Genomic DNA, 18,206 nt, shown 5'->3' on the forward strand with positions numbered 1-18,206 from the left:
ACGCCGCGCGCCGCGGACGTCAAGGCTGGCCGTCGCTCCTGCCTCACCCCAAACTCCGCCCTTGCCAGGCCACGCCTTGACGGCCACAAGCACGGCGTCATTCTCGAAGCAATCGGGCGGATCTTTAATGGTTGCTACGGCACCGGTGCCTTGGCCGGCCTCACCTTCCGCTGCAGCAATGCCAGCACCGCGCCCAACGCCAGCAGCGCCGCCGACACATTGAGCGCGTAACTCAAGCTCCCCAGCGCATCGGTGATGGCGCCGACCACGATGGGCCCGAGCGTCTGGCCGACGCCGAACGATATCGTCATTGCCGCGATTGCGGTCGGCCACATCTCCGGCGGATAGTTGAAGCGCACGAAGGCGGTGGTCGAGCCGACGACAGCGAAGAAGGCGACGCCGAACACCACGGCCGAGATTCCAAGCCAGGCGGGCGAATGCCCGAGGATCGGCAAGGCAGCCCCCAGCGCGTTGGTTCCGAGGATGATGGCGGTGGCGAGACCGCCGCGATCGAGCGCGAGCACGCGGCGCCAGGCCCATGGCGTGACGAAGGCACTCATGCCGATCAGGCCCCAGAATGCCGCCTGCGCCGCGGCCCCGCCGCCGCCGTCGCGGACATAGGCGATCATGAAGGTCATGTAGGCGATGTAGCCGGCGCCGAACAGGAAGTAGGCGGCGAGATAGATGAGCACGGGAAGCACAGCGAAGGCGCCGTGGCTGCCTTCCGAAAAGCGCGCGCCGCTCTCGATCCGGACCATGAACAGCGGCACGGTCATCGCGATCGAGAGCAGCGTCATCGCCCACCATACGATCCACCATGAGCCCGGACCGAAATGCTGCAGCGTGAATGGCGCGATCAGCCCGGAGGCGAGAATGCCGATGCCGGGCCCGGCATAAAACAAGCTCAGCAGGAAATTGGCCCGCTCCGGGCGCGACTGCGCGATGGTCGCCGCCAGCGCGCCACCGGCGACGAAGCCGGCCGCAGCCCCCAGGCCCAGCACGAGGCGGGCGAGGCTCAGCGCGATGAAATTCCCCGTCAGCGCACAAGTCGCGAGCGCGGCGACGCAGGCTACGGTTCCACCGCGGATTGCAGCTGACCAGCCGACACGCTGGATCAGCCGCGACGCCAAGAGCGCGCCGATGAGGTAGCCGACGGCGTTGATGGTGTTCATGAACCCGGCCGCCGAGTAGGACCAGCCGAGGTCCTCGCGCATGTCGGGCAGCACCAGCGCATAGGCAAAGCGGCCGATGCCGAGCCCGACGGTTGCGGCCAGCGACAGGGTCAGGATCAGCCGCGCGGGATGTGCGACGGGTGGGCGGTCAGGTGCGAGCAAGGGGTACTCCGGCGATCCGCAGTGTGGCAGGCCCTGCCCGGCTTGCACAGCCGCGACGCGGCAATGGTGTCTTGCCAAGCGCGCAACGCCGCTCTAGCACTCCGGCCGAATTTCGATCTCAGAGGAAACGGATATGGCGACCCACAAATTGCTGCTGCTCCCCGGCGACGGTATCGGCCCCGAGGTGATGGGCGAGGTGAAGCGGCTGATCGATTGGCTCAATAGCGCGGGAATCGCCAAATTCGAGACCGATACGGGCCTTGTCGGCGGCTCCGCCTATGACGCCCACAAGGTGTCGATCTCCGAGGGCGACATGGCCAAGGCGATGGAAGCCGACGCCATCATCTTCGGCGCGGTCGGCGGCCCGAAATGGGACGCGGTGCCTTACGAGGTGCGCCCCGAAGCCGGCCTGCTGCGCCTGCGCAAGGATCTGGCTTTGTTCGCCAATCTCCGCCCCGCCGTCTGCTATCCGGCGCTGGCGGACGCTTCGAGCCTGAAGCGCGAGGCGGTCGAGGGCCTCGACATCGTCATCGTGCGCGAGCTCACCGGCGGCGTCTATTTCGGCGAGCCCAAGACCATCACCGATCTTGGCAACGGCCAGAAGCGCGCCATCGATACCCAGGTCTACGACACCTATGAGATCGAGCGCATCGGCCGCGTCGCCTTCGAGCTTGCGCGGAAGCGCAAGAACAAGGTGACGTCGATGGAGAAGCGCAACGTCATGAAGTCGGGCGTGCTCTGGAACGAGGTCATGACCGCGGTCCACAAGCGCGAATATCCCGACGTCACGCTCGAGCACCAGCTCGCCGATTCCGGCGGCATGATGCTGGTGAAGGCGCCGAAGCAGTTCGACGTCATAGTCACGGACAATCTGTTCGGCGACATGCTGTCCGATATCGCGGCGATGCTGACCGGCTCGCTCGGCATGCTGCCCTCGGCCTCGCTCGGCGAGGTCGACGTCAAGAGCAAGAAGCGCAAGGCGTTGTACGAGCCCGTGCACGGCTCGGCGCCTGACATTGCCGGCAAGGGCCTCGCCAACCCGATCGCGATGATCTCGTCCTTCGGCATGGCGCTGCGCTATTCCTTCGATATGGGCGCGCTCGCCGACAAGGTCGACCAGGCAATCGCGGCCGTGCTCGCCAGCGGTCTTCGTACCGCCGACATCAAGTCAGAAGGCACCACCGCTGCCTCGACCACACAGATGGGCGAAGCGATTTTGAAGGAACTGCAGAAGCTGCACGCGTAAGCGGCAGACGCAGCTCTCGTAGGGTGGGCAAAGCGCAAGCGTGCCCACCATCGGTTGTGATCAGAGAGAGATGGTGGGCACGGCGCGACGCGCCTTTGCCCACCCCAGGCACCTGTTCTCGGAGCCACCCCATGGATGCCTCAGCCCGCCCCAAGATCGCGGAAACCTTCATCCATGAAACGGTGCGCCAGCGCGAGGCGCAGATCGGGCGGCGCTGCGAGATTCTCGCCGGCACGCGCATCGAATATGCCGCGCTCGGCGATTACTCCTATCTCGGCGAATCCTGCGATGTCGCCGACGCCGTCATCGGCAAGTTTACCGCGATCGCAAACTCCGTGCGGATCGGCGCGCCCAATCATCCGATGGGCCGGCCATCACAGCATCGCTTCACCTATGTCCCCGAATATTACGAGGCGAGCGCGAGCCGTGACCGCGACTTCTTCGCCGATCGCCGCGGCGACCGCGTCATCGTCGGCAATGATGTCTGGATCGGCCACGCCGCGATCCTGCTGCCCGGTGTCACCGTCGGCGACGGTGCGGTGATCGGCGCTGGCGCCGTCGTCAGCCGCGATGTCGCGCCCTATACCATCGTCGGCGGCGTCCCCGCGCGACCCATCCGCAAGCGCTTCGATGACGCCGTTGCGGCAAGCCTGCGCCGCATCGCCTGGTGGGACTGGCCGGACGAACTCATCTTCGCGCGCCTCGCCGATTTTCGCTCCGAGGCGATCGAGGAGTTTTGCCGGCGCTATGACCCGGCGGCCAATGCGTAAACAAAAAGGCCGGGCATGAGCCCGGCCTTTTGATTCGGTCGCTGCGTCCGCTCAGTACAGCGGGAAATTCTGCGGATAGCCGCCGACATCGGCCGGGGTCGCCAGCGGCTGGCGGTCGATCGGGCGGTTGAGGTTTTCGCGGGCGAAAGAGGGATAGCCGACGGCCGGCGGGAAGGCGTAATCGCTGAACTTGCGATCGCCCGGATTGACCTCGGTGCCACCGTCGAGCCATGAGCGCTTGCTCACGTAGATACGGGTGCGGCCCTGCTGGTAGACCGCATTGGGGCCGCTCGGGCCGTAATAGTGCCGGCCGCGATCGTCAAAGCGCTGCTTGGTCTTGGTGTCGGCCGACGCCGGTGCCGCGAAGGCCACGGCCATCACGGCGCTCGCCGCAAGCAAGGTCGCCAATTTGTTCGCGGCAGAAAAATTGAAGCTCATCACGTCCCCTTCAGGCGGCAAGCCGCCAGTCGATTTCATCCCATACTAGCCCGGCCGGGGGCACTGCAACTAGGTCTATTCAGTCACACCGCGCTGGAATAATCGGGCGCGCCGGCAAAAGTTGCATGGATACCAGCCACTTGAGCTTGATGCGGATCAGAGCGCGCCGCGCAATTGCGCATTCGCCGCGCCCAGCAGCCAGTCGGCCGAGCCTTGAGACGACCCCTGGGGCTCACAGGAGCGGCGCTTCAGCTCCGCATGGGCGAACATCTCCGCCAGCTTCGGCTCGTTGCCTGAGGTCAGGAGCGTCAGCCGGTTCAGGGTACAGGCGATTGCGGCGCGCCGGGCCGGCAGGGTGTCGCCCTGGCAGGAGAAGCCGGAGATCTGCAGCGCCGGCTCCTCGTTGCGCTTGAGGTAGCCGAGGCAGGCCGGCGACCCATCCGCCGTGCCCGATGGCCGGAACAGGGCGACGGGGCCGAATTTGGTGTCGATCAGGCCGGCCTGCTCCAACGTGGTGGCCGCATCCAGGCCCATCCGGGCGGCGAGGCCTGAGGCTGCCGGACGCGTCACGTCGAATTCGTTGCCTTCCCGGTAGATCTCGAGCTCGGCCCAAGGTCTGTCGGCGGGCTTGTCGGCGTCGCCAGCCCAGCGCATGACGTCGCGGCGGCCGCCTTCGGGGTGCCTTAGAATCGTGTAAGAGGCTGTTTTCTCAGATGAATCGATCCGGCTGAGCGCGAAGGCCGGATGCGAACGGTCAGCCATAGCCCAGCTGGGCTTTGCGGTCGGCTCGTCGCTGCGCAAATCAGGCAGCTGGCCGAGCCCGGCAAGCGCGAGGATGGCAAACAAAGCCAGCACCCCCACATAGGCCAACAGGCGCGCCAGCGTGCCGACCACCTCGTCGGCGAAATTGGCGAGCGCCAGATGGATCTGGGTGGGGTTTGCGGCCGTGCCGGCCTCAGGCGACTGCATCCACGTCCCTAAGGCATGGTCCAACGTTGTCTTGAGGCCGGTTCTCGCATAGAAGCGCTGCTCTTCCTGTTTAAGCGTCAGCTTCAGGAATGGGCTTTTTCATCGGAGAGTGAACGATGGGTTACAAAGTCGCAGTCGTCGGCGCGACCGGCAATGTCGGACGGGAAATGCTCAACATCCTGGATGAGCGCAAATTCCCGGCGGACGAGGTCGTGGCGTTGGCGTCACGCCGCAGCGTCGGCGTCGAGGTCTCCTATGGCGACCGTACCCTGAAGGTCAAAGCGCTCGAGCACTACGACTTCTCCGATGTCGATATCTGCCTGATGTCGGCGGGCGGTTCGGTGTCGAAGGAATGGTCGCCGAAGATCGGCGCAGCCGGCGCTGTCGTGATCGACAATTCCTCGGCCTGGCGCATGGATCCGGACGTGCCGCTGATCGTGCCCGAGGTGAATGCCGCCGCGACCGAAGGCTTCAAGAAGAAGAACATCATCGCCAACCCGAACTGCTCGACCGCGCAGCTCGTGGTCGCGCTGAAGCCGCTGCACGACAAGGCCACCATCAAGCGCGTCGTGGTCTCGACCTACCAATCGGTGTCGGGCGCCGGCAAGGACGCGATGGACGAATTGTTCTCGCAGACCAAGGCCGTCTACACCAACAGCGAGCTGATCGCGAACAAGTTCCCCAAGCGCATCGCCTTCAACGTCATCCCCCACATCGACGTCTTCATGGAGGACGGCTACACCAAGGAAGAGTGGAAGATGATGGCGGAGACCAAGAAGATTCTTGATCCCAAGATCAAGCTCTCCGCCACCTGCGTGCGCGTGCCCGTCTTCGTCGGCCACTCCGAGGCCGTCAACATCGAGTTCGAGAATCCGATCAGCGCCGATGAAGCGCGCAACATCCTGCGGGTGGCGCCCGGCTGTCTCGTCATCGACAAGCAGGAGCCCGGCGGCTACGCGACCCCTTACGAAGCGGCCGGCGAGGACGCCACCTATATCAGCCGCATCCGTGAGGACGCGACGGTGGAGAACGGTCTCGTGCTGTGGTGCGTGTCGGACAATTTGCGCAAAGGCGCCGCGCTGAACGCGATCCAGATCGCGGAAGTGCTGATCAACCGCAAGCTGATCAGCGCGAAGAAGCAGGCGGCGTAACTCCGCTGCTTCTGTCATCGCGGAACGAAACGCGGCGGATTACGCTTCGCTAATCCGCCCTACGTCACCGAATTCGGTCTCGTAGGGTGGGCAAAGGCGCGCAGCGCCGTGCCCACGATCTTTTCCGATTGCGACAGGTGGTGGGCACGCTTCGCTTTGCCCACCCTACGAGAGCGGCGATTACACCACGCTCCGTGCGCTCTTGAATGCCTTGCTCGCCTTGTCCAGCACGAACAGCGTTCCCTCGGCGACGCCGAAATAGGCGCCGTGCAGATGCATCTGGCCGCTCTCGACGGCCTTGCGCACGAACGGGAAGGTCATCAGGTTTTCGAGGCTGCGGAACACCGCGGCCTTCTCGATGCGTTCGACGAACTGCGCCATGGTCTCGTGGTCGCGCTGCTCGACCACTTCGCCCGGCTTGATGAACATCTGCATCCATTTGCCGATGAAGTCGCCCGGCGTGAGCGGCTCGATCTTGTCGACGAAGGCGCGGATGCCGCCGCATTGCGCGTGGCCGAGGATGACGATGTGCTTCACCTTCAGCACCGTGACGGCATATTCCAGCGCGGCCGAGACGCCATGCGCGTTGGCGTCGGGCTGATAGGTCGGCACCAGATTGGCGATGTTGCGAACGACGAACAACTCGCCCGGGCCGACATCGAAGATCGCCTCGGGCGAGACGCGGCTGTCGCAACAGCCGATCACCATCACTTCGGGCGACTGTCCCTTCACCGACAGTTCGCGATAGCGGTTCTGCTCGGCCGGCAACCGGTTGGTGGCGAAGGCGTTGTAGCCGTCCAGCAAGGACTTCGGGAATGTGATCATGGCCCTATGCCTAATCATATACCGGTAGGGCGAACAAGCCTTTCGAATAGGCAGGCCAGATGGTATCGCCTCCACCTAGAACCAGTCCGAGCCGTCAGGAAGGAAGTCGCATGACCCGCCCGCGCCGCAGCCATCTGTTCATGCCCGGCTCCAACCCTCGCGCCCTTGAAAAGGCAAGAAATCTCGCCGCCGATGGCCTGATCCTCGATCTCGAAGATTCCGTCGCCCCGGACGCCAAGGCGGTGGCGCGTGATGGCATCGCCGCCGCGATCGCTGCAAAAGGGTTCGGTAAGCGCGAGATCCTGATCCGGACCAACGGCCTCGACTCCCAATGGTGGGCCGACGACGTTGCGATGGCCGCCAAGGCCTCGCCTGACGGAATCCTGGTTCCAAAAGTTTCAAGCATCGAGGATCTCCAGGCCATCGGCCGCGATCTCGCCCATCTCGGCGCCGCGCCGTCCGTGAAGGTCTGGGCGATGATCGAGACCGCGCGCGCGGTGTTGCACGCCGAGGAGCTGGCCGAGGCCGGTCGCGATCCATCGTGCCGTCTTGCGGGCTTCGTGTTCGGTCCCAACGACATCTCGCGTGAGACGCGGGTCAAGATGATGCCGGGCCGCGCCGCGATGATCCCGATGATCACGCACTGCATCCTGGCAACGCGCGCCGCGGGCCTCGAGATCCTTGACGGCCCCTATAGCGACATCGCCAATCCTGATGGCTTCGCCACCGAATGCGCGCAAGGGCGCGATCTCGGCTTCGACGGCAAGACGCTGATCCACCCTTCGCAGATCGAAGCCTGCAACGCGATCTTCACGCCGCCTGAAGAAGACATCGCGCGCGCGCGAAAGATCATCGCAGCGTTCGAGCTGCCGGAAAACGTCTCGCGCGGCGCGATCCGTCTCGACGGCGCGATGGTGGAACGCCTGCACGCCGACATGGCGCGCCGCACCATCGAGATCGCGGACGCGATCGCCGCGATGAGCAAGGGCTGAGGAGGCCGGTCTGCTTGGGGAATCTGGCCAGTGCGGAACAGGGGTCGTTTTGAGGCTTTAAACGCCGCAATGGATCGATTTGCTTGAGGCACGGCTGGGCCGGTTTCTGATCACGACCGCGCGAATATCCGCCGCGGTCGCTGCCGTTGACTTGCATAAGGTCCACGTCGCAAGGTAATCCCGGAAACACTTGAAAATACTGGGTCCAACCTGGTGTGAGGTATCCTCATGACGGCTCTTGCTGAAGTGGCTGCTCCGGCCAATCTCGTCGACGAACTTACCGCCCATGCGGTGCGCAGCATCGAGGCCGCTGATCATTCCGCGTCTCCGTTTCCCCACATCGTCTTCCGCGATTTCTTCCCCGCGGATTTCTACCGGGACATGATCCGGAGCGTGCCGACCCAGGGCTACGATCCGATCACCGGTACGGGGACACGGATGGCGCTGCGTCTCTACGGCGAAAATGTCGACAAGATCGAGCCGTCGCTGCGCCCTGCCTGGGCTGCCGTCTCGGCCATGCTGACGTCGAAGCCCGTCGAGCAGGCGATACGGAACCGGCTGCATGACGGGCTCGAGATTCGCGCCCGTGGCGACAAGGTGGCTAAGCCTGAGGATCTGACGCTGGTCGCAAAGCCGGTCGTGTATGTCGACAGGGACGGCTATCAGATCAAGCCGCATCCGGACACGCGCAAGAAGGTCGTGACGATGCAGCTCTATTGTCCGGCCGACGACAGTCAGGAAGCGCTGGGAACGACGCTCTACCAGGCATCCCTCAAGGGACTGTTTCACGTCGGCTCCTACTGCCTCGAGCCCGTGAAGACGATCCCGTTCCTGCCCAATGTCGGCTATGCCTTCGTGGTCCTGAAGGCCTATCACACCCTGACCAGGATGAGCTGGCACGGCCGTCCACAGATCCATACCGATCGTGACAGGGTCACCATTCTCAACACGTTCTACATGAACGAGAAGGTCGGATTCTGAGCGCTGGGCGCTAGAGCATGATCCGGAAAAGTGTGAAGCGGTTTTCCGAAAAGATCATGCTCAAGCAAAAAGCTAAAGCGCGATGACGATTGGACCCAATCTCATCGCGCGTCAGCGCGACGCGACCTCGGTGCGATCGAGCGATTCCAGCGTCGCGGCGTTGCCGCAATAGCCGTGATAGTTTTCGGCCGCGGTGCCGTCGGCGAGATCGCGGTCGCACTGGCCCTTGTGACCGCAGAGCGAGCAGACCCGCTCCATGTCGCGCAGCAGCAGCGGCTGTGCGCGTCCGAGTGCCTCCGCGTCGATGCCGAGCTGCTCCAGCATCTTGGGCAGTTCGTCGGCGGCATGCTTGCCGTGGCGGACCAGCTCTTCGAGATCATCAGGCGCGATCCTGAGATCGTTTGCGATCCGGTCGAACTCGGAGCGATCGAGCTGCCGCATCTCGGCCATCTCGCGGCGATGCTTCAGCCAGCTCGCGAAGGACTCGATGAGATCCTGAACGATGGGATAAGGTCTGCTTGCGGTGCTCATGGAAAGCTCCATTCGAACGTCGGAACTGGAGCGACATTAGGCACAATGATGCAGGAGCACGTTGCGCTGGATCAAATTCAACTCCCGTGTCCCGGACGCGGTGCGGCGCGTCCGGGACACGGGATGAGAGACCTCAGCGAAACCGCTCTACCGCCCAGGCGAACAGGCTGCCGGGAATCGGCGGCTGCAAGGAGCGCCCCTTGCCGGAGATGTGGAGGCCGATCACTTGGGGGTCGGTGATGATGCCGAGATAGCTCGAGGGATCGAAGAACAGCCTTGGCTCGGAATGCACCGCATAGAACGATTTCTTCGGCAACGCCTTTTGAAGATCACCTGAACGCTTGGCGAGGATGGTCAAGGCCGGCGGCCCGAAGATGGCGATGCGAAGGTCGGACAGACGCTGCGAGCCGCCGCTCAGGCGCTTGATCGCAAAGCTCAAGCGGTGGCTCAGCGACAGCCATTCCGGGGTCAGTTCCTCCTGCTCCATCAGACCCTCGAAGGCGCGAACGATCTGATGGTCCTGCGGCAGATAGAGAACGGAGTTGCCGAGCCGGCGGGATCGCTCCCAGGCAAAATAAGGCTTTGCCGGATCGATCTCGACGGGTTTGAGCAGCAGCACGTCGGCGTCGAGCCAGAGGCCGAGATTCTTCGCCATCAGCTTCATGCGGAAGAAGTCGCTGAACTGGAGCGTGGTCCAGTCGCGCCAGCTGCCGTCCGGCTGCGGCGGCCGCAAGCGTTCGGAGAAGGCGTGCGGCAGGATCGCTTCGGCGTCCGCGTTCTCGATGCCAGCCGGAAGACCCGGAATGGTGTCGAAGCTATAGACCGTGACCTTGTGGCCGGCCGCCAGCTGCGAGCGCAGGCAGGTCTGGCGTAGCGTGTCCATCGGGCCATGCCAGAAGGTGACGATCTCGGGAAGCATGGCGCAGCTATACGGGATATCAGAGGCAAAGAAAAAGCCCCGGCGCTTGTCGCACCGGGGCTTCAAATGAAACTTGAGTTCAGGCCCAGGCGCGTTCGCGCTTGAGCTTCTCTTCATAGGTGTCGATCGAGGACTTCTTCTCCATCGTCAGACCGATGTCGTCGAGGCCGTTGATCAGGCAGTGCTTGCGGAACGGGTCGATCTCGAACTTGACCTTGCCGCCATCGGGCCCGCGGATCTCCTGGTTCGGCAGGTCGATCGTCAGCGTCGCGTTGGCGCCGCGCTCAGCGTCGTCGAACAGCTTGTCGAGGTCTTCCTGGGAGACGCGGATCGGCAGAATGCCGTTCTTGAAGCAGTTGTTGTAGAAGATGTCGCCGAACGAGGTCGAGATCACGCAGCGGATGCCGAAATCGAGCAGCGCCCAGGGCGCATGCTCGCGGCTCGAGCCGCAGCCGAAATTGTCGCCGGCAACCAGCACCTTCGTATTGCGATAGGCGGGCTGGTTGAGGACGAAATCCGGGTTCTCGCTGCCGTCGTCCTTGTAGCGCTGCTCGGAGAAGAGCCCCTTGCCAAGGCCGGTGCGCTTGATGGTCTTCAGGTACTGCTTCGGAATGATCATGTCGGTGTCGACATTGATGATCTTCAGCGGCGCCGCGACGCCTTCCAGCGTGGTGAACTTGTCCATCTCTAGGCTTCCCGGTTTGCAGTCAGGGGAGGGCTGTTTAGCCCGGTTGGAATACAAATCCTAGGCCGGATTCGGCAATCTTGGTCTGTCAGCTTGGCGGAGCCATGCTGTCAGGCGCAAAGCCGGTCGGCAGGCCGTCGATGCTCTTCATGTTCTTCAGGCCCCAATATTTTCGCAAATTGTTGACGCCCTGCGCCGTCCAGTAGCGGATGAGGCTGCCACGCTCTTGCTTGTAGTCGAACAGGGGCACGCCCATACCGCATGAGCTCTGCACGAGCTCGACCGAGAGGCGCACGATCTGGCGCGCTCCGGTCATGTCCTCGAACCGAGGGGCGAGCTCGGCGTATTCAGGCGAGCCACGCATGAGCGACCGCCCCTCGCCGTACAGCCGCAGGATCATCGGAGGGCCGTCGAAAGCGCAGAACAGATGGTCAACCGCTTGTCGTCGGAAGCGATCAGGTGCGCGCGGGTCTCGCTGCCGCTGCCGGTGCAGTCGAGATAGGCGACGTCGTTCTCGCCGAGCACAAGGAACGACGCCAGGCCCTTGGGAGACACGTTGATGCGTCCCTTCGGCGGGGCGCTCGCGACGAAGAAGATCTTCTGCCGCTCGATGAAAGCCCTGTGCTCGGGTTCGATCGCAGCGAATTGCTTGCCCATGTCGGTGCCGTCCTTGCTCGGCGAGAGGGCCGAGGCAAAAAGGCTAACACACCCAGGGTACCGGTTTAAGAACACAAGATATGCTGGTATAAAAACCACCATGAAACGACCAGACCCGATCGCCCCTGCTCTCTCGCTCAGCGCGTTCTTGCGGGCGCTCCGGGAGCGTCAGTCTCCGGCGGAATTCGGCCTCGCCGCCGGACCACGGCGGCGCACGCCCGGCCTCCGGCGTGAGGAGGTCGCCCAGCTCTGCGGATTGAGCGTCACCTGGTACACCTGGATCGAGCAGGGGCGCGATGTGTCGGTCTCTGCCTCGGCCCTCGCGCGCCTCGCCCGCGGATTGCGCCTGTCGCTTGCCGAGCGCGGTTATCTGTTTGAAGTCGCGGGTAAGCGCGATCCCGAGCGGCCGGGCCACAGAGACGATCCACCCGAGGAGATCCTGGCCTGCGTCGATGCGATCGATGGTCCCGCCTACATCCTCGATCGCACATGGAGCGCGCGCCGTTGGAATGCGAAAGCATCGCGGTTGTTTGCAGGATGGCTCGACGATGACGGCGAGAAAAACCTGCTGCGCTACATCTTCGTCAGGCCAGAGGCGCGAAGCCTGATCCTCGACTGGAGTTCACGTGCGCAGCGCGTCGTCGCCGAGTTCCGTGCCGCCGCGACAGCCTACTCCGACGATCCGGAAGTTCGCCGGCTGGTGGAGGAACTGAGACTGGCAAGCCCCGACTTCCAGCGCTGCTGGGAAACGCAGGGCGTCTTGGCACGCGAAGGCGGCGAACGCGCGTTCAATCATCCGACCATGGGACTGCTGCATTATCAGCAGGTGTCGCTGTCGCTCGCGGGTTGGCCCGACTATCGGCTGACGATGCTTCTGCCGGCGCCATCCCTATCCGATCGATGATTTCCTATTCGGCCTGCGCCTCGATCGCTTCCATGTCATCGTCCGAGAGGCCGAAATGGTGGCCGATCTCGTGAATCAGGACGTGGCGGAGGATATGGCCGAGGCTCTCGTCGTGCTCGGCCCAGTAGTCCAGGATCGGGCGGCGGTAGAGCCAGACCATGTTGGGCAGCCGGGCCACGTCGCCAAGGCTCTGTTGCGGCAGGCCGACGCCCTGGAATAGGCCGAGCAGGTCGAATTCGCTCTCGCATTCCATCTCGTCGAGCACGTTCTCGGTGGGGAAGTCGTCGACGCGGATGATCAGGCCCTCGCACAGCCCGCGAAACTCCGCCGGCAGGCGCTCGAAAATGTCGTGCGCCGTCACTTCCATCTCGGCCAGCGAGGGCGCTTTCAGGTCCGTCCACATGGGCTTGTCTTAGCGTGGGTTTCGCAGCGATGCATCCGGCTTTATAGGATCGCGCGGAGAGTTGACGTCGCGCGCGAAAACGAGGAGCGTACGGCGCTTCAAGGGGTTGACTGAGCCGGGTGGTGTGAAATGCGGGCAGGAACAGCGGGACTGGTTCTACTGTGCATGGGGTTGTTTTCGCTATCTGGCGTGAGCGCCCGGGCGGAGACGGCTGGCACTGTCGTCCGTATGGCCCAGGCGGTGTCGCCTGACGACGTTCCGCCGCCGCGCAGGCGGCCCCAGACGCGCCTGCGCGTCACGCCCTATTACAGCCCGGACGAGGTCTATCCGCGCTATAACCCGGGCCCCGACGCGGTGCGCGAGTGCAACGTTGCCTATGTGCAGGAACACAGGCCCAGCGGCACCGTGATCACGCCGCATATGAGCTGCTACTGGCGTCGCGGCTGATCCCGGCTCAGTGTCCGCGCAGCGCGCCGATCAGGCCGGCGCTGACAATCGCAGCGGACGCGCCATAGACCAGGATCGCCATCACGAGCTGCGTCGTTGGGCTTGCCGTGCCGCTCTCGACGCCAGGCCCCTGCGAGGCCAGTGCCGAGCTCGCGCCAAGGGCAATGCTCGCTGCGATCGCGAGGCGAGGTATTCGCAATGCTCGAAACTGTGTCATGACCGTCTCCTGCATTCGCTCGACCAGAAGATACGTACGTCGCTGACGGCTGGTTTTCATCCATAACAGATTCAGGCCCAGCGTTCCAGATTGGGCGCTTTTAACTTGCCGGCGGCCGTGTGATCCTCTCACATTGCGGGCGGAGGTCGTCATGACGAGATGGGTCGCATTGGCCGTTGCTGTCGGGCTTGCCGCGGGCGCGTCGAGCGTGTCGGCCGCGCAGAGAGTGACGAAGCTGCCGGACGCTTCCGCGGGCCGCGCGGTGTTCGATGGGCGACGGCACGTGCGATACGATGCTGCGCGCTACGTTCCGCGGCCTGATCCGCACTACTACGCGCGGCCTGTCTATTACCGTCCCTACCCTTACGGTGTGCCCGCGCCGTTCGTGCTGGGCTACGGGCCGTTCTGGTGACGCTGCTCAGCCTGCGGGCGTAAAGCCCTTCACCAGCAGCACGGTCGCTTGCGCGCCTGCCTTGCGATCGCGCGAGATGTCTTCGTAGTCGGGCGAGGTCGAGAAGGCGAGGAATGCAGCCTCGTCGGGAAACGACATCATGACAAGCTTGTCATACGGCCACGCGCCTTCGAGCACGCGCGGATGTTCGTCAGCGGCCAGCAGTCTTCCATTGAATTTCCTGAACACAACGAAGAACCGCGCCTGGTAGCGGTCATAGGCCGCGCGGTCCGTCATCTTCAACTGCGCAATCGCATAGACGGTCATCTCTCAAATTCCTCTCGGCATCGACTTGCGCGGAGCGTCGTTCATTCATGGCGCGTTCACGTCGCCGTCTCTAGTTTAATCTCGGGAGCGACTGCAAATGAACAGCGACAGCGGGACGACTACGCCGCAATGACGCTGTCCAGATTCAGGGAGACATTCCATGCTGAGGATATTGCGTCCCGGGACAAGCTCGCTGCGCTTGCTCGGGCTTGCCGCTGTGGCTGCTCTGATGTTGTCAGCAGGGATTGCGCGCCGCGCTGACGCGATGACGCCGATCAATCCGACCGCGCTACCCGCGGCGAAGGCTGCAAGCGACGACATGATGATCCAGGTCCGCCATGGCGGTGGCGGCGGTGGTGGACATTTCCATGGCGGTGGCGGACATTTCGGCGGCTTCCACGGCGGCGGAGGGCACTTCGGTGGCTTCCACGGTGGCGGTTATCGCTATGGCGGCTTCCACCGCTTTGGCGGATATGGCGGCTATCATCGCCACTGGGGTGGCTACTATCGCCCCTATTACGGCTATCGCCACTTCCACCGGCGCTATTATTACGGCGGCTATTATCCCACCTATCACTATCCGCGCCGCTGCCGGATCATCTGGACCTATTACGGCCCGCGCCGCATCTGCCACTGGCATCGTTGGCACTATCCGTACCGCTATTGGTGAGTCGAGTCGCAACGGCTGAAATGAAAAGGGCGCCTCGCGGGCGCCCTTTGCTTACCATTGCCTCACAGCCAATCCTTCAGTTTCAACGACGCCGATTTCCACCGCATCAGCGTCTCGACCTTCCACTGCTTGAGCATCGCTGGCGGCCAGCGGCTGAGCTTGGAGGTCTCCTCGGCCTCGGGCTTGGCGACGATGCGCAGCGGCGCCGCGCGCCGCCGGTGCTGGCGGGTCGCATCGCTGATCAGGTCGACATATTCAGGCTTGTTGGCCATGAGAGGTGTCCTCGCGAGATCGTCGCGAGGACACTGTCGGCGCTGCGGCTTAACAGCAATTTGCCGCGTTCGTTCAAATTGCAGGAAGCGGCTTAGCGCCAGTCCCTGACATCGACGAAGTGACCCGCGATCGCCGCCGCCGCCGCCATCGCCGGCGACACCAGATGCGTGCGGCCCTTGAAGCCCTGGCGGCCCTCGAAATTGCGGTTCGAGGTCGAGGCGCAGCGCTCTTCCGGCTTCAGCTTGTCCGGGTTCATGGCGAGGCACATCGAGCAGCCGGGCTCGCGCCATTCGAAGCCGGCCTTGATGAAGATCTTGTCGAGACCTTCAGCTTCGGCCTGCTCCTTCACGATGCCGGAGCCCGGCACGACCATGGCGTTGACGGTGCCTGCGACCTGCTTGCCTTCGGCGATCTTGGCGGCGGCGCGCAGGTCTTCGATACGGCCGTTGGTGCACGAGCCGATGAAGACGCGGTCGAGCTTGATGTCGGTGATCTTCGTTCCCGCCGTCAGGCCCATGTACTTGAGCGCGCGATGCTTGGAGAGACGCTTGGCCTCGTCAGCGATCTTGTCAGGATCGGGCACGATGCCGGTCACCGAGATCACGTCCTCAGGGCTCGTGCCCCAGGTCACGATCGGCGGCAGTTTTGCCGCATCGAGGCGCAGCTCATGGTCGAAATGCGCGCCCTCGTCGGAGCGCAGCTTCTCCCAGTAACGCATCGCTGCGTCCCAGGCCGCGCCCTTCGGCGACTTCGGACGGTCGCGCAGGAAGTCGTAGGCCTTCTGGTCGGGCGCAACGAGGCCGGCGCGCGCGCCGCCTTCGATCGACATGTTGCAGACCGTCATGCGGCCTTCCATGCTGAGCGCTCGGATCGCATCGCCGGCATATTCCAGCACGTAGCCGGTGCCACCGGCGGTGCCGATCTCGCCGATGATGGCCAGGATGATGTCCTTGCCGGTGACGCCGTCAGGCAATTTGCCGTCGACGGTGACGCGCATGTTCTTCGCCTTCTTCTGGATCAGCGTCTGCGTCGCCAGAACGTGCTCGACCTCGGAGGTGCCGATGCCGTGCGCGAGCGCGCCGAACGCGCCATGCGTCGAGGTGTGGCTGTCACCGCAGACGATGGTGGTGCCGGGCAGCGTAAAACCCTGCTCGGGGCCGATGACGTGGACGATGCCCTGGCGCTTGTCGAACTCGTTGTAATACTCGATGCCGAATTCCTTGGCGTTCTCGGCCAGCGCCTTGATCTGCTCGATGCTTTCAGGATCGGGATTCGGCTTGGTGCGATCGGTGGTCGGCACGTTGTGGTCGACGACCGCGAGCGTCTTCTCGGGCGCGTGAACCTTGCGGCCGGTGGCGCGCAGGCCTTCGAATGCCTGCGGCGAGGTCACCTCGTGCACCAGGTGACGATCGATATAGAGCAGGCAGGTGCCGTCGTCGGCTTCGTGCACCAGATGGTCGTTCCAGATCTTGTCGTACAGGGTGGTCGGCTTGGACATGAGCTTCAGCTCCGAAGAATGTGTAAGCGGAAATGCGCGGGTGGCGCGCGGGGCAACAAAATCGTCAGCGCAGCTTTTAGGCTGCGCGCGTAAGCTCTGACGTTGCCGAGGTCGCGAAGCGTCCGAAGAACCGGCCAGGCAGCCGCGAGCGATCGTCGATGACGATGCGCTGGTGGCTCACGAAGCTGGTCAGATCTGGAAACATTCCAGGAATATATAGCAGGCCGATTTGGAAGCGCGAGTAGTTTGACGCGCACGGCTGACGCAACAAAAAAGCGCGGGGGTTTGCCCCGCGCTCTTCGAAACTCGACTGTAAGCGGAGCTTACTCGTTGACGGCCTTGGCGTGCTCGGTCTTCTCGACGATGCGCGCCGACTTGCCGCGAAGATTGCGGAGGTAATAGAGCTTGGCACGACGCACCTTGCCGCGACGCACCACCTTGATCGAGTCGATCATCGGCGACATCACCGGGAACACGCGCTCGACGCCTTCGCCGTAGGAGATCTTGCGAACGGTGAAGCTCTCGTTGAGGCCACCGCCGGAACGGCCGATGCAGACGCCTTCATAGGCCTGCACGCGGGTGCGGTCGCCTTCGACGACCTTCACGTTGACGATCACGGTGTCGCCGGGACCGAATTCGGGAATGTCCTTGCCGGCGGACAGCTTGTCGAATTGCTCTTGCTCGAGCTGCTTGATCAGGTTCATGGGTAAATCTCCATCGGCGCGCCCAGCCTTTAAGAAACGGGGGCTGCGCGAAATTCGTCTATCCAGCCATTGCGGATGTGGGCGCTCCTATAAGGCAAGCCGGAGCGTTTGTCACCCGTCTGTCTTGTTTTTTGGCGTTTTTTGGCGCCCGGGCCGATTCGGGGCTTTGGGTGGGATTTGGGCCCACAAATCAGGTCGCCGGGCCTCCGTCAGGGCCTCGGATTGCGCCCGCCGCCAGGAGGCGACCTTGGCATGATCGCCCGAGGTCAGGATCTCGGGGATCGGAACCCCCTCGAACAGCTGCGGGCGGGTGTATTGGGGGTATTCGAGCAGGCCGTCCGAAAAGCTCTCCTCGGTTCCCGAGGCTTCCTTGCCCATCACCCCCGGCAGCAGGCGGACGCAGGCGTCGATCAGCGCCATCGCGGCGATTTCGCCCCCGGACAGCACGTAATCGCCGATCGAGACCTCCTCCAGGCCGCGCGCATCGATCACCCGCTGGTCGATCCCCTCGAACCGCCCGCAGACGATGAGGGGGCCGGGGCTCCGGGCCAGCTCCACCACGCGCGCCTGGGTCAATGGCCGACCCCGCGGGCTCATGAGCAGCTTCGGCCGGTCCGGGCCGATCTCGGCGGCATCGATCGCCGCGGCCAACACATCGGCCCGCAGCACCATGCCCGGCCCGCCACCGGCCGGGGTGTCATCGACGCTGCGATGGCGATCGGTGGCGGAGGCCCGGATATCCCGCGCCTCGATCTGCCACAGGCCGGAGGCCAGCGCCCGGCCGGCCAGGCTCACGCCGAGCGGTCCCGGAAACATCTCCGGAAACAGCGTCAGCACCGTCGCGCGCCAGGGTGGGGGGTTGGTCATCAAATCT

Annotated in this window: 23 protein-coding genes and 1 pseudogene; 9 read left to right on the forward strand and 15 right to left on the reverse strand. The window is 63.9% G+C overall.

The genetic code is table 11. The features are described 5' to 3' along the window. Window positions 1–134: 134 nt before the first annotated feature. On the reverse strand, window positions 135–1,334 hold the full coding sequence (locus tag L6637_RS36250) for a YbfB/YjiJ family MFS transporter (RefSeq protein WP_237861165.1): 1,200 nt from the start codon (window positions 1,332–1,334) through the stop codon (window positions 135–137). A 133-nt stretch (window positions 1,335–1,467) separates the two neighbouring features. Between L6637_RS36250 and leuB the strand changes: the two genes are divergently transcribed. Together leuB and L6637_RS36260 are read left to right on the forward strand one after the other, a co-directional pair. Then, window positions 1,468–2,580, forward strand: a complete 1,113-nt coding sequence (gene leuB / locus L6637_RS36255) for a 3-isopropylmalate dehydrogenase (RefSeq protein WP_237861166.1) — start codon at window positions 1,468–1,470, stop codon at window positions 2,578–2,580. 131 nt (window positions 2,581–2,711) lie between these two features. Continuing rightward, a complete protein-coding gene (locus tag L6637_RS36260) occupies window positions 2,712–3,350 on the forward strand; it encodes a DapH/DapD/GlmU-related protein (protein ID WP_237861167.1) in 639 nt (212 codons plus the stop codon). A 51-nt stretch (window positions 3,351–3,401) separates the two neighbouring features. Here L6637_RS36260 and L6637_RS36265 read toward each other — a convergent pair whose 3' ends face one another. Together L6637_RS36265 and L6637_RS36270 are read right to left on the reverse strand one after the other, a co-directional pair. Beyond that, complete coding sequence (locus tag L6637_RS36265) at window positions 3,402–3,788, reverse strand: hypothetical protein (RefSeq protein WP_237861168.1); 387 nt, start codon at window positions 3,786–3,788, stop codon at window positions 3,402–3,404. Between the two features lie 156 nt (window positions 3,789–3,944). Beyond that, a complete protein-coding gene (locus tag L6637_RS36270) occupies window positions 3,945–4,757 on the reverse strand; it encodes a hypothetical protein (RefSeq protein WP_237861169.1) in 813 nt (270 codons plus the stop codon). Window positions 4,758–4,873: 116 nt separating this feature from the next. On the opposite strand from L6637_RS36270, the gene L6637_RS36275 reads away from it, so the two are divergent. Next, a complete protein-coding gene (locus tag L6637_RS36275) occupies window positions 4,874–5,908 on the forward strand; it encodes an aspartate-semialdehyde dehydrogenase (protein ID WP_237861170.1) in 1,035 nt (344 codons plus the stop codon). 180 nt (window positions 5,909–6,088) lie between these two features. On the opposite strand, the gene L6637_RS36280 is transcribed toward L6637_RS36275, so the two are convergent. Further along, window positions 6,089–6,733, reverse strand: a complete 645-nt coding sequence (locus L6637_RS36280) for a carbonic anhydrase (protein WP_237861171.1) — start codon at window positions 6,731–6,733, stop codon at window positions 6,089–6,091. Window positions 6,734–6,843: 110 nt separating this feature from the next. On the opposite strand from L6637_RS36280, the gene L6637_RS36285 reads away from it, so the two are divergent. Further along, a complete protein-coding gene (locus tag L6637_RS36285) occupies window positions 6,844–7,725 on the forward strand; it encodes an HpcH/HpaI aldolase/citrate lyase family protein (RefSeq protein ID WP_237861172.1) in 882 nt (293 codons plus the stop codon). 228 nt (window positions 7,726–7,953) lie between these two features. Next, window positions 7,954–8,706, forward strand: coding sequence for a hypothetical protein (locus tag L6637_RS36290; protein WP_237861174.1), 753 nt, complete (start codon window positions 7,954–7,956; stop codon window positions 8,704–8,706). 111 nt (window positions 8,707–8,817) lie between these two features. Here L6637_RS36290 and L6637_RS36295 read toward each other — a convergent pair whose 3' ends face one another. From L6637_RS36295 to L6637_RS36310, 4 genes and pseudogenes are all read right to left on the reverse strand, one after another. Next, window positions 8,818–9,237: a DUF6455 family protein gene (locus L6637_RS36295; protein WP_237861175.1), complete on the reverse strand. Its 420-nt coding sequence runs from the start codon at window positions 9,235–9,237 to the stop codon at window positions 8,818–8,820. 133 nt (window positions 9,238–9,370) lie between these two features. Then, on the reverse strand, window positions 9,371–10,156 hold the full coding sequence (locus L6637_RS36300; protein ID WP_237861176.1) for a capsular polysaccharide synthesis protein: 786 nt from the start codon (window positions 10,154–10,156) through the stop codon (window positions 9,371–9,373). 79 nt (window positions 10,157–10,235) lie between these two features. Then, window positions 10,236–10,841 (reverse strand): 3-isopropylmalate dehydratase small subunit, encoded by a 606-nt coding sequence (leuD, locus tag L6637_RS36305; protein ID WP_084808657.1) that lies wholly within the window; start codon window positions 10,839–10,841, stop codon window positions 10,236–10,238. Between the two features lie 88 nt (window positions 10,842–10,929). After that, window positions 10,930–11,498 (reverse strand): annotated as a pseudogene (locus L6637_RS36310) (pyridoxamine 5'-phosphate oxidase family protein). A gap of 100 nt (window positions 11,499–11,598) precedes the next feature. Between L6637_RS36310 and L6637_RS36315 the strand changes: the two are divergent. Then, window positions 11,599–12,402 carry a helix-turn-helix transcriptional regulator gene (locus tag L6637_RS36315; RefSeq protein ID WP_237861316.1) on the forward strand — a complete coding sequence of 268 codons (804 nt, stop codon included), beginning with the start codon at window positions 11,599–11,601 and terminating at the stop codon, window positions 12,400–12,402. Between the two features lie 4 nt (window positions 12,403–12,406). Here L6637_RS36315 and L6637_RS36320 read toward each other — a convergent pair whose 3' ends face one another. Continuing rightward, complete coding sequence (locus tag L6637_RS36320; protein ID WP_237861177.1) at window positions 12,407–12,805, reverse strand: metallopeptidase family protein; 399 nt, start codon at window positions 12,803–12,805, stop codon at window positions 12,407–12,409. 165 nt (window positions 12,806–12,970) lie between these two features. Here L6637_RS36320 and L6637_RS36325 point away from each other — a divergent pair, with 165 nt between their 5' ends. Beyond that, a complete protein-coding gene (locus L6637_RS36325; protein WP_237861178.1) occupies window positions 12,971–13,252 on the forward strand; it encodes a hypothetical protein in 282 nt (93 codons plus the stop codon). Between the two features lie 7 nt (window positions 13,253–13,259). On the opposite strand, the gene L6637_RS36330 is transcribed toward L6637_RS36325, so the two are convergent. Beyond that, on the reverse strand, window positions 13,260–13,469 hold the full coding sequence (locus L6637_RS36330) for a hypothetical protein (protein ID WP_237861179.1): 210 nt from the start codon (window positions 13,467–13,469) through the stop codon (window positions 13,260–13,262). Between the two features lie 151 nt (window positions 13,470–13,620). Between L6637_RS36330 and L6637_RS36335 the strand changes: the two genes are divergently transcribed. Beyond that, window positions 13,621–13,881: a hypothetical protein gene (locus L6637_RS36335; protein WP_237861180.1), complete on the forward strand. Its 261-nt coding sequence runs from the start codon at window positions 13,621–13,623 to the stop codon at window positions 13,879–13,881. A gap of 6 nt (window positions 13,882–13,887) precedes the next feature. On the opposite strand, the gene L6637_RS36340 is transcribed toward L6637_RS36335, so the two are convergent. Beyond that, window positions 13,888–14,187 carry a DUF1330 domain-containing protein gene (locus tag L6637_RS36340; RefSeq protein ID WP_237861181.1) on the reverse strand — a complete coding sequence of 100 codons (300 nt, stop codon included), beginning with the start codon at window positions 14,185–14,187 and terminating at the stop codon, window positions 13,888–13,890. 160 nt (window positions 14,188–14,347) lie between these two features. Between L6637_RS36340 and L6637_RS36345 the strand changes: the two genes are divergently transcribed. Beyond that, window positions 14,348–14,857, forward strand: coding sequence for a hypothetical protein (locus L6637_RS36345; protein WP_237861183.1), 510 nt, complete (start codon window positions 14,348–14,350; stop codon window positions 14,855–14,857). Window positions 14,858–14,919: 62 nt separating this feature from the next. Here the strand turns inward: L6637_RS36345 and L6637_RS36350 are convergent, their stop codons facing one another. The 4 genes from L6637_RS36350 to trmD form a co-directional block, all read right to left on the reverse strand. Continuing rightward, window positions 14,920–15,129, reverse strand: a complete 210-nt coding sequence (locus tag L6637_RS36350; protein WP_237873710.1) for a hypothetical protein — start codon at window positions 15,127–15,129, stop codon at window positions 14,920–14,922. Window positions 15,130–15,221: 92 nt separating this feature from the next. Further along, window positions 15,222–16,628 carry a 3-isopropylmalate dehydratase large subunit gene (gene leuC / locus L6637_RS36355; RefSeq protein ID WP_237861185.1) on the reverse strand — a complete coding sequence of 469 codons (1,407 nt, stop codon included), beginning with the start codon at window positions 16,626–16,628 and terminating at the stop codon, window positions 15,222–15,224. 323 nt (window positions 16,629–16,951) lie between these two features. Continuing rightward, window positions 16,952–17,332, reverse strand: a complete 381-nt coding sequence (gene rplS, locus L6637_RS36360; RefSeq protein ID WP_092233923.1) for a 50S ribosomal protein L19 — start codon at window positions 17,330–17,332, stop codon at window positions 16,952–16,954. A gap of 111 nt (window positions 17,333–17,443) precedes the next feature. Then, window positions 17,444–18,199 carry a tRNA (guanosine(37)-N1)-methyltransferase TrmD gene (gene trmD, locus L6637_RS36365; protein ID WP_237861186.1) on the reverse strand — a complete coding sequence of 252 codons (756 nt, stop codon included), beginning with the start codon at window positions 18,197–18,199 and terminating at the stop codon, window positions 17,444–17,446. Window positions 18,200–18,206 lie beyond the last annotated feature (7 nt).

Origin of the sequence: Bradyrhizobium zhengyangense (assembly GCF_022012435.1) — a bacterium.
In the GTDB taxonomy this organism is placed as follows: domain Bacteria; phylum Pseudomonadota; class Alphaproteobacteria; order Rhizobiales; family Xanthobacteraceae; genus Bradyrhizobium; species Bradyrhizobium zhengyangense.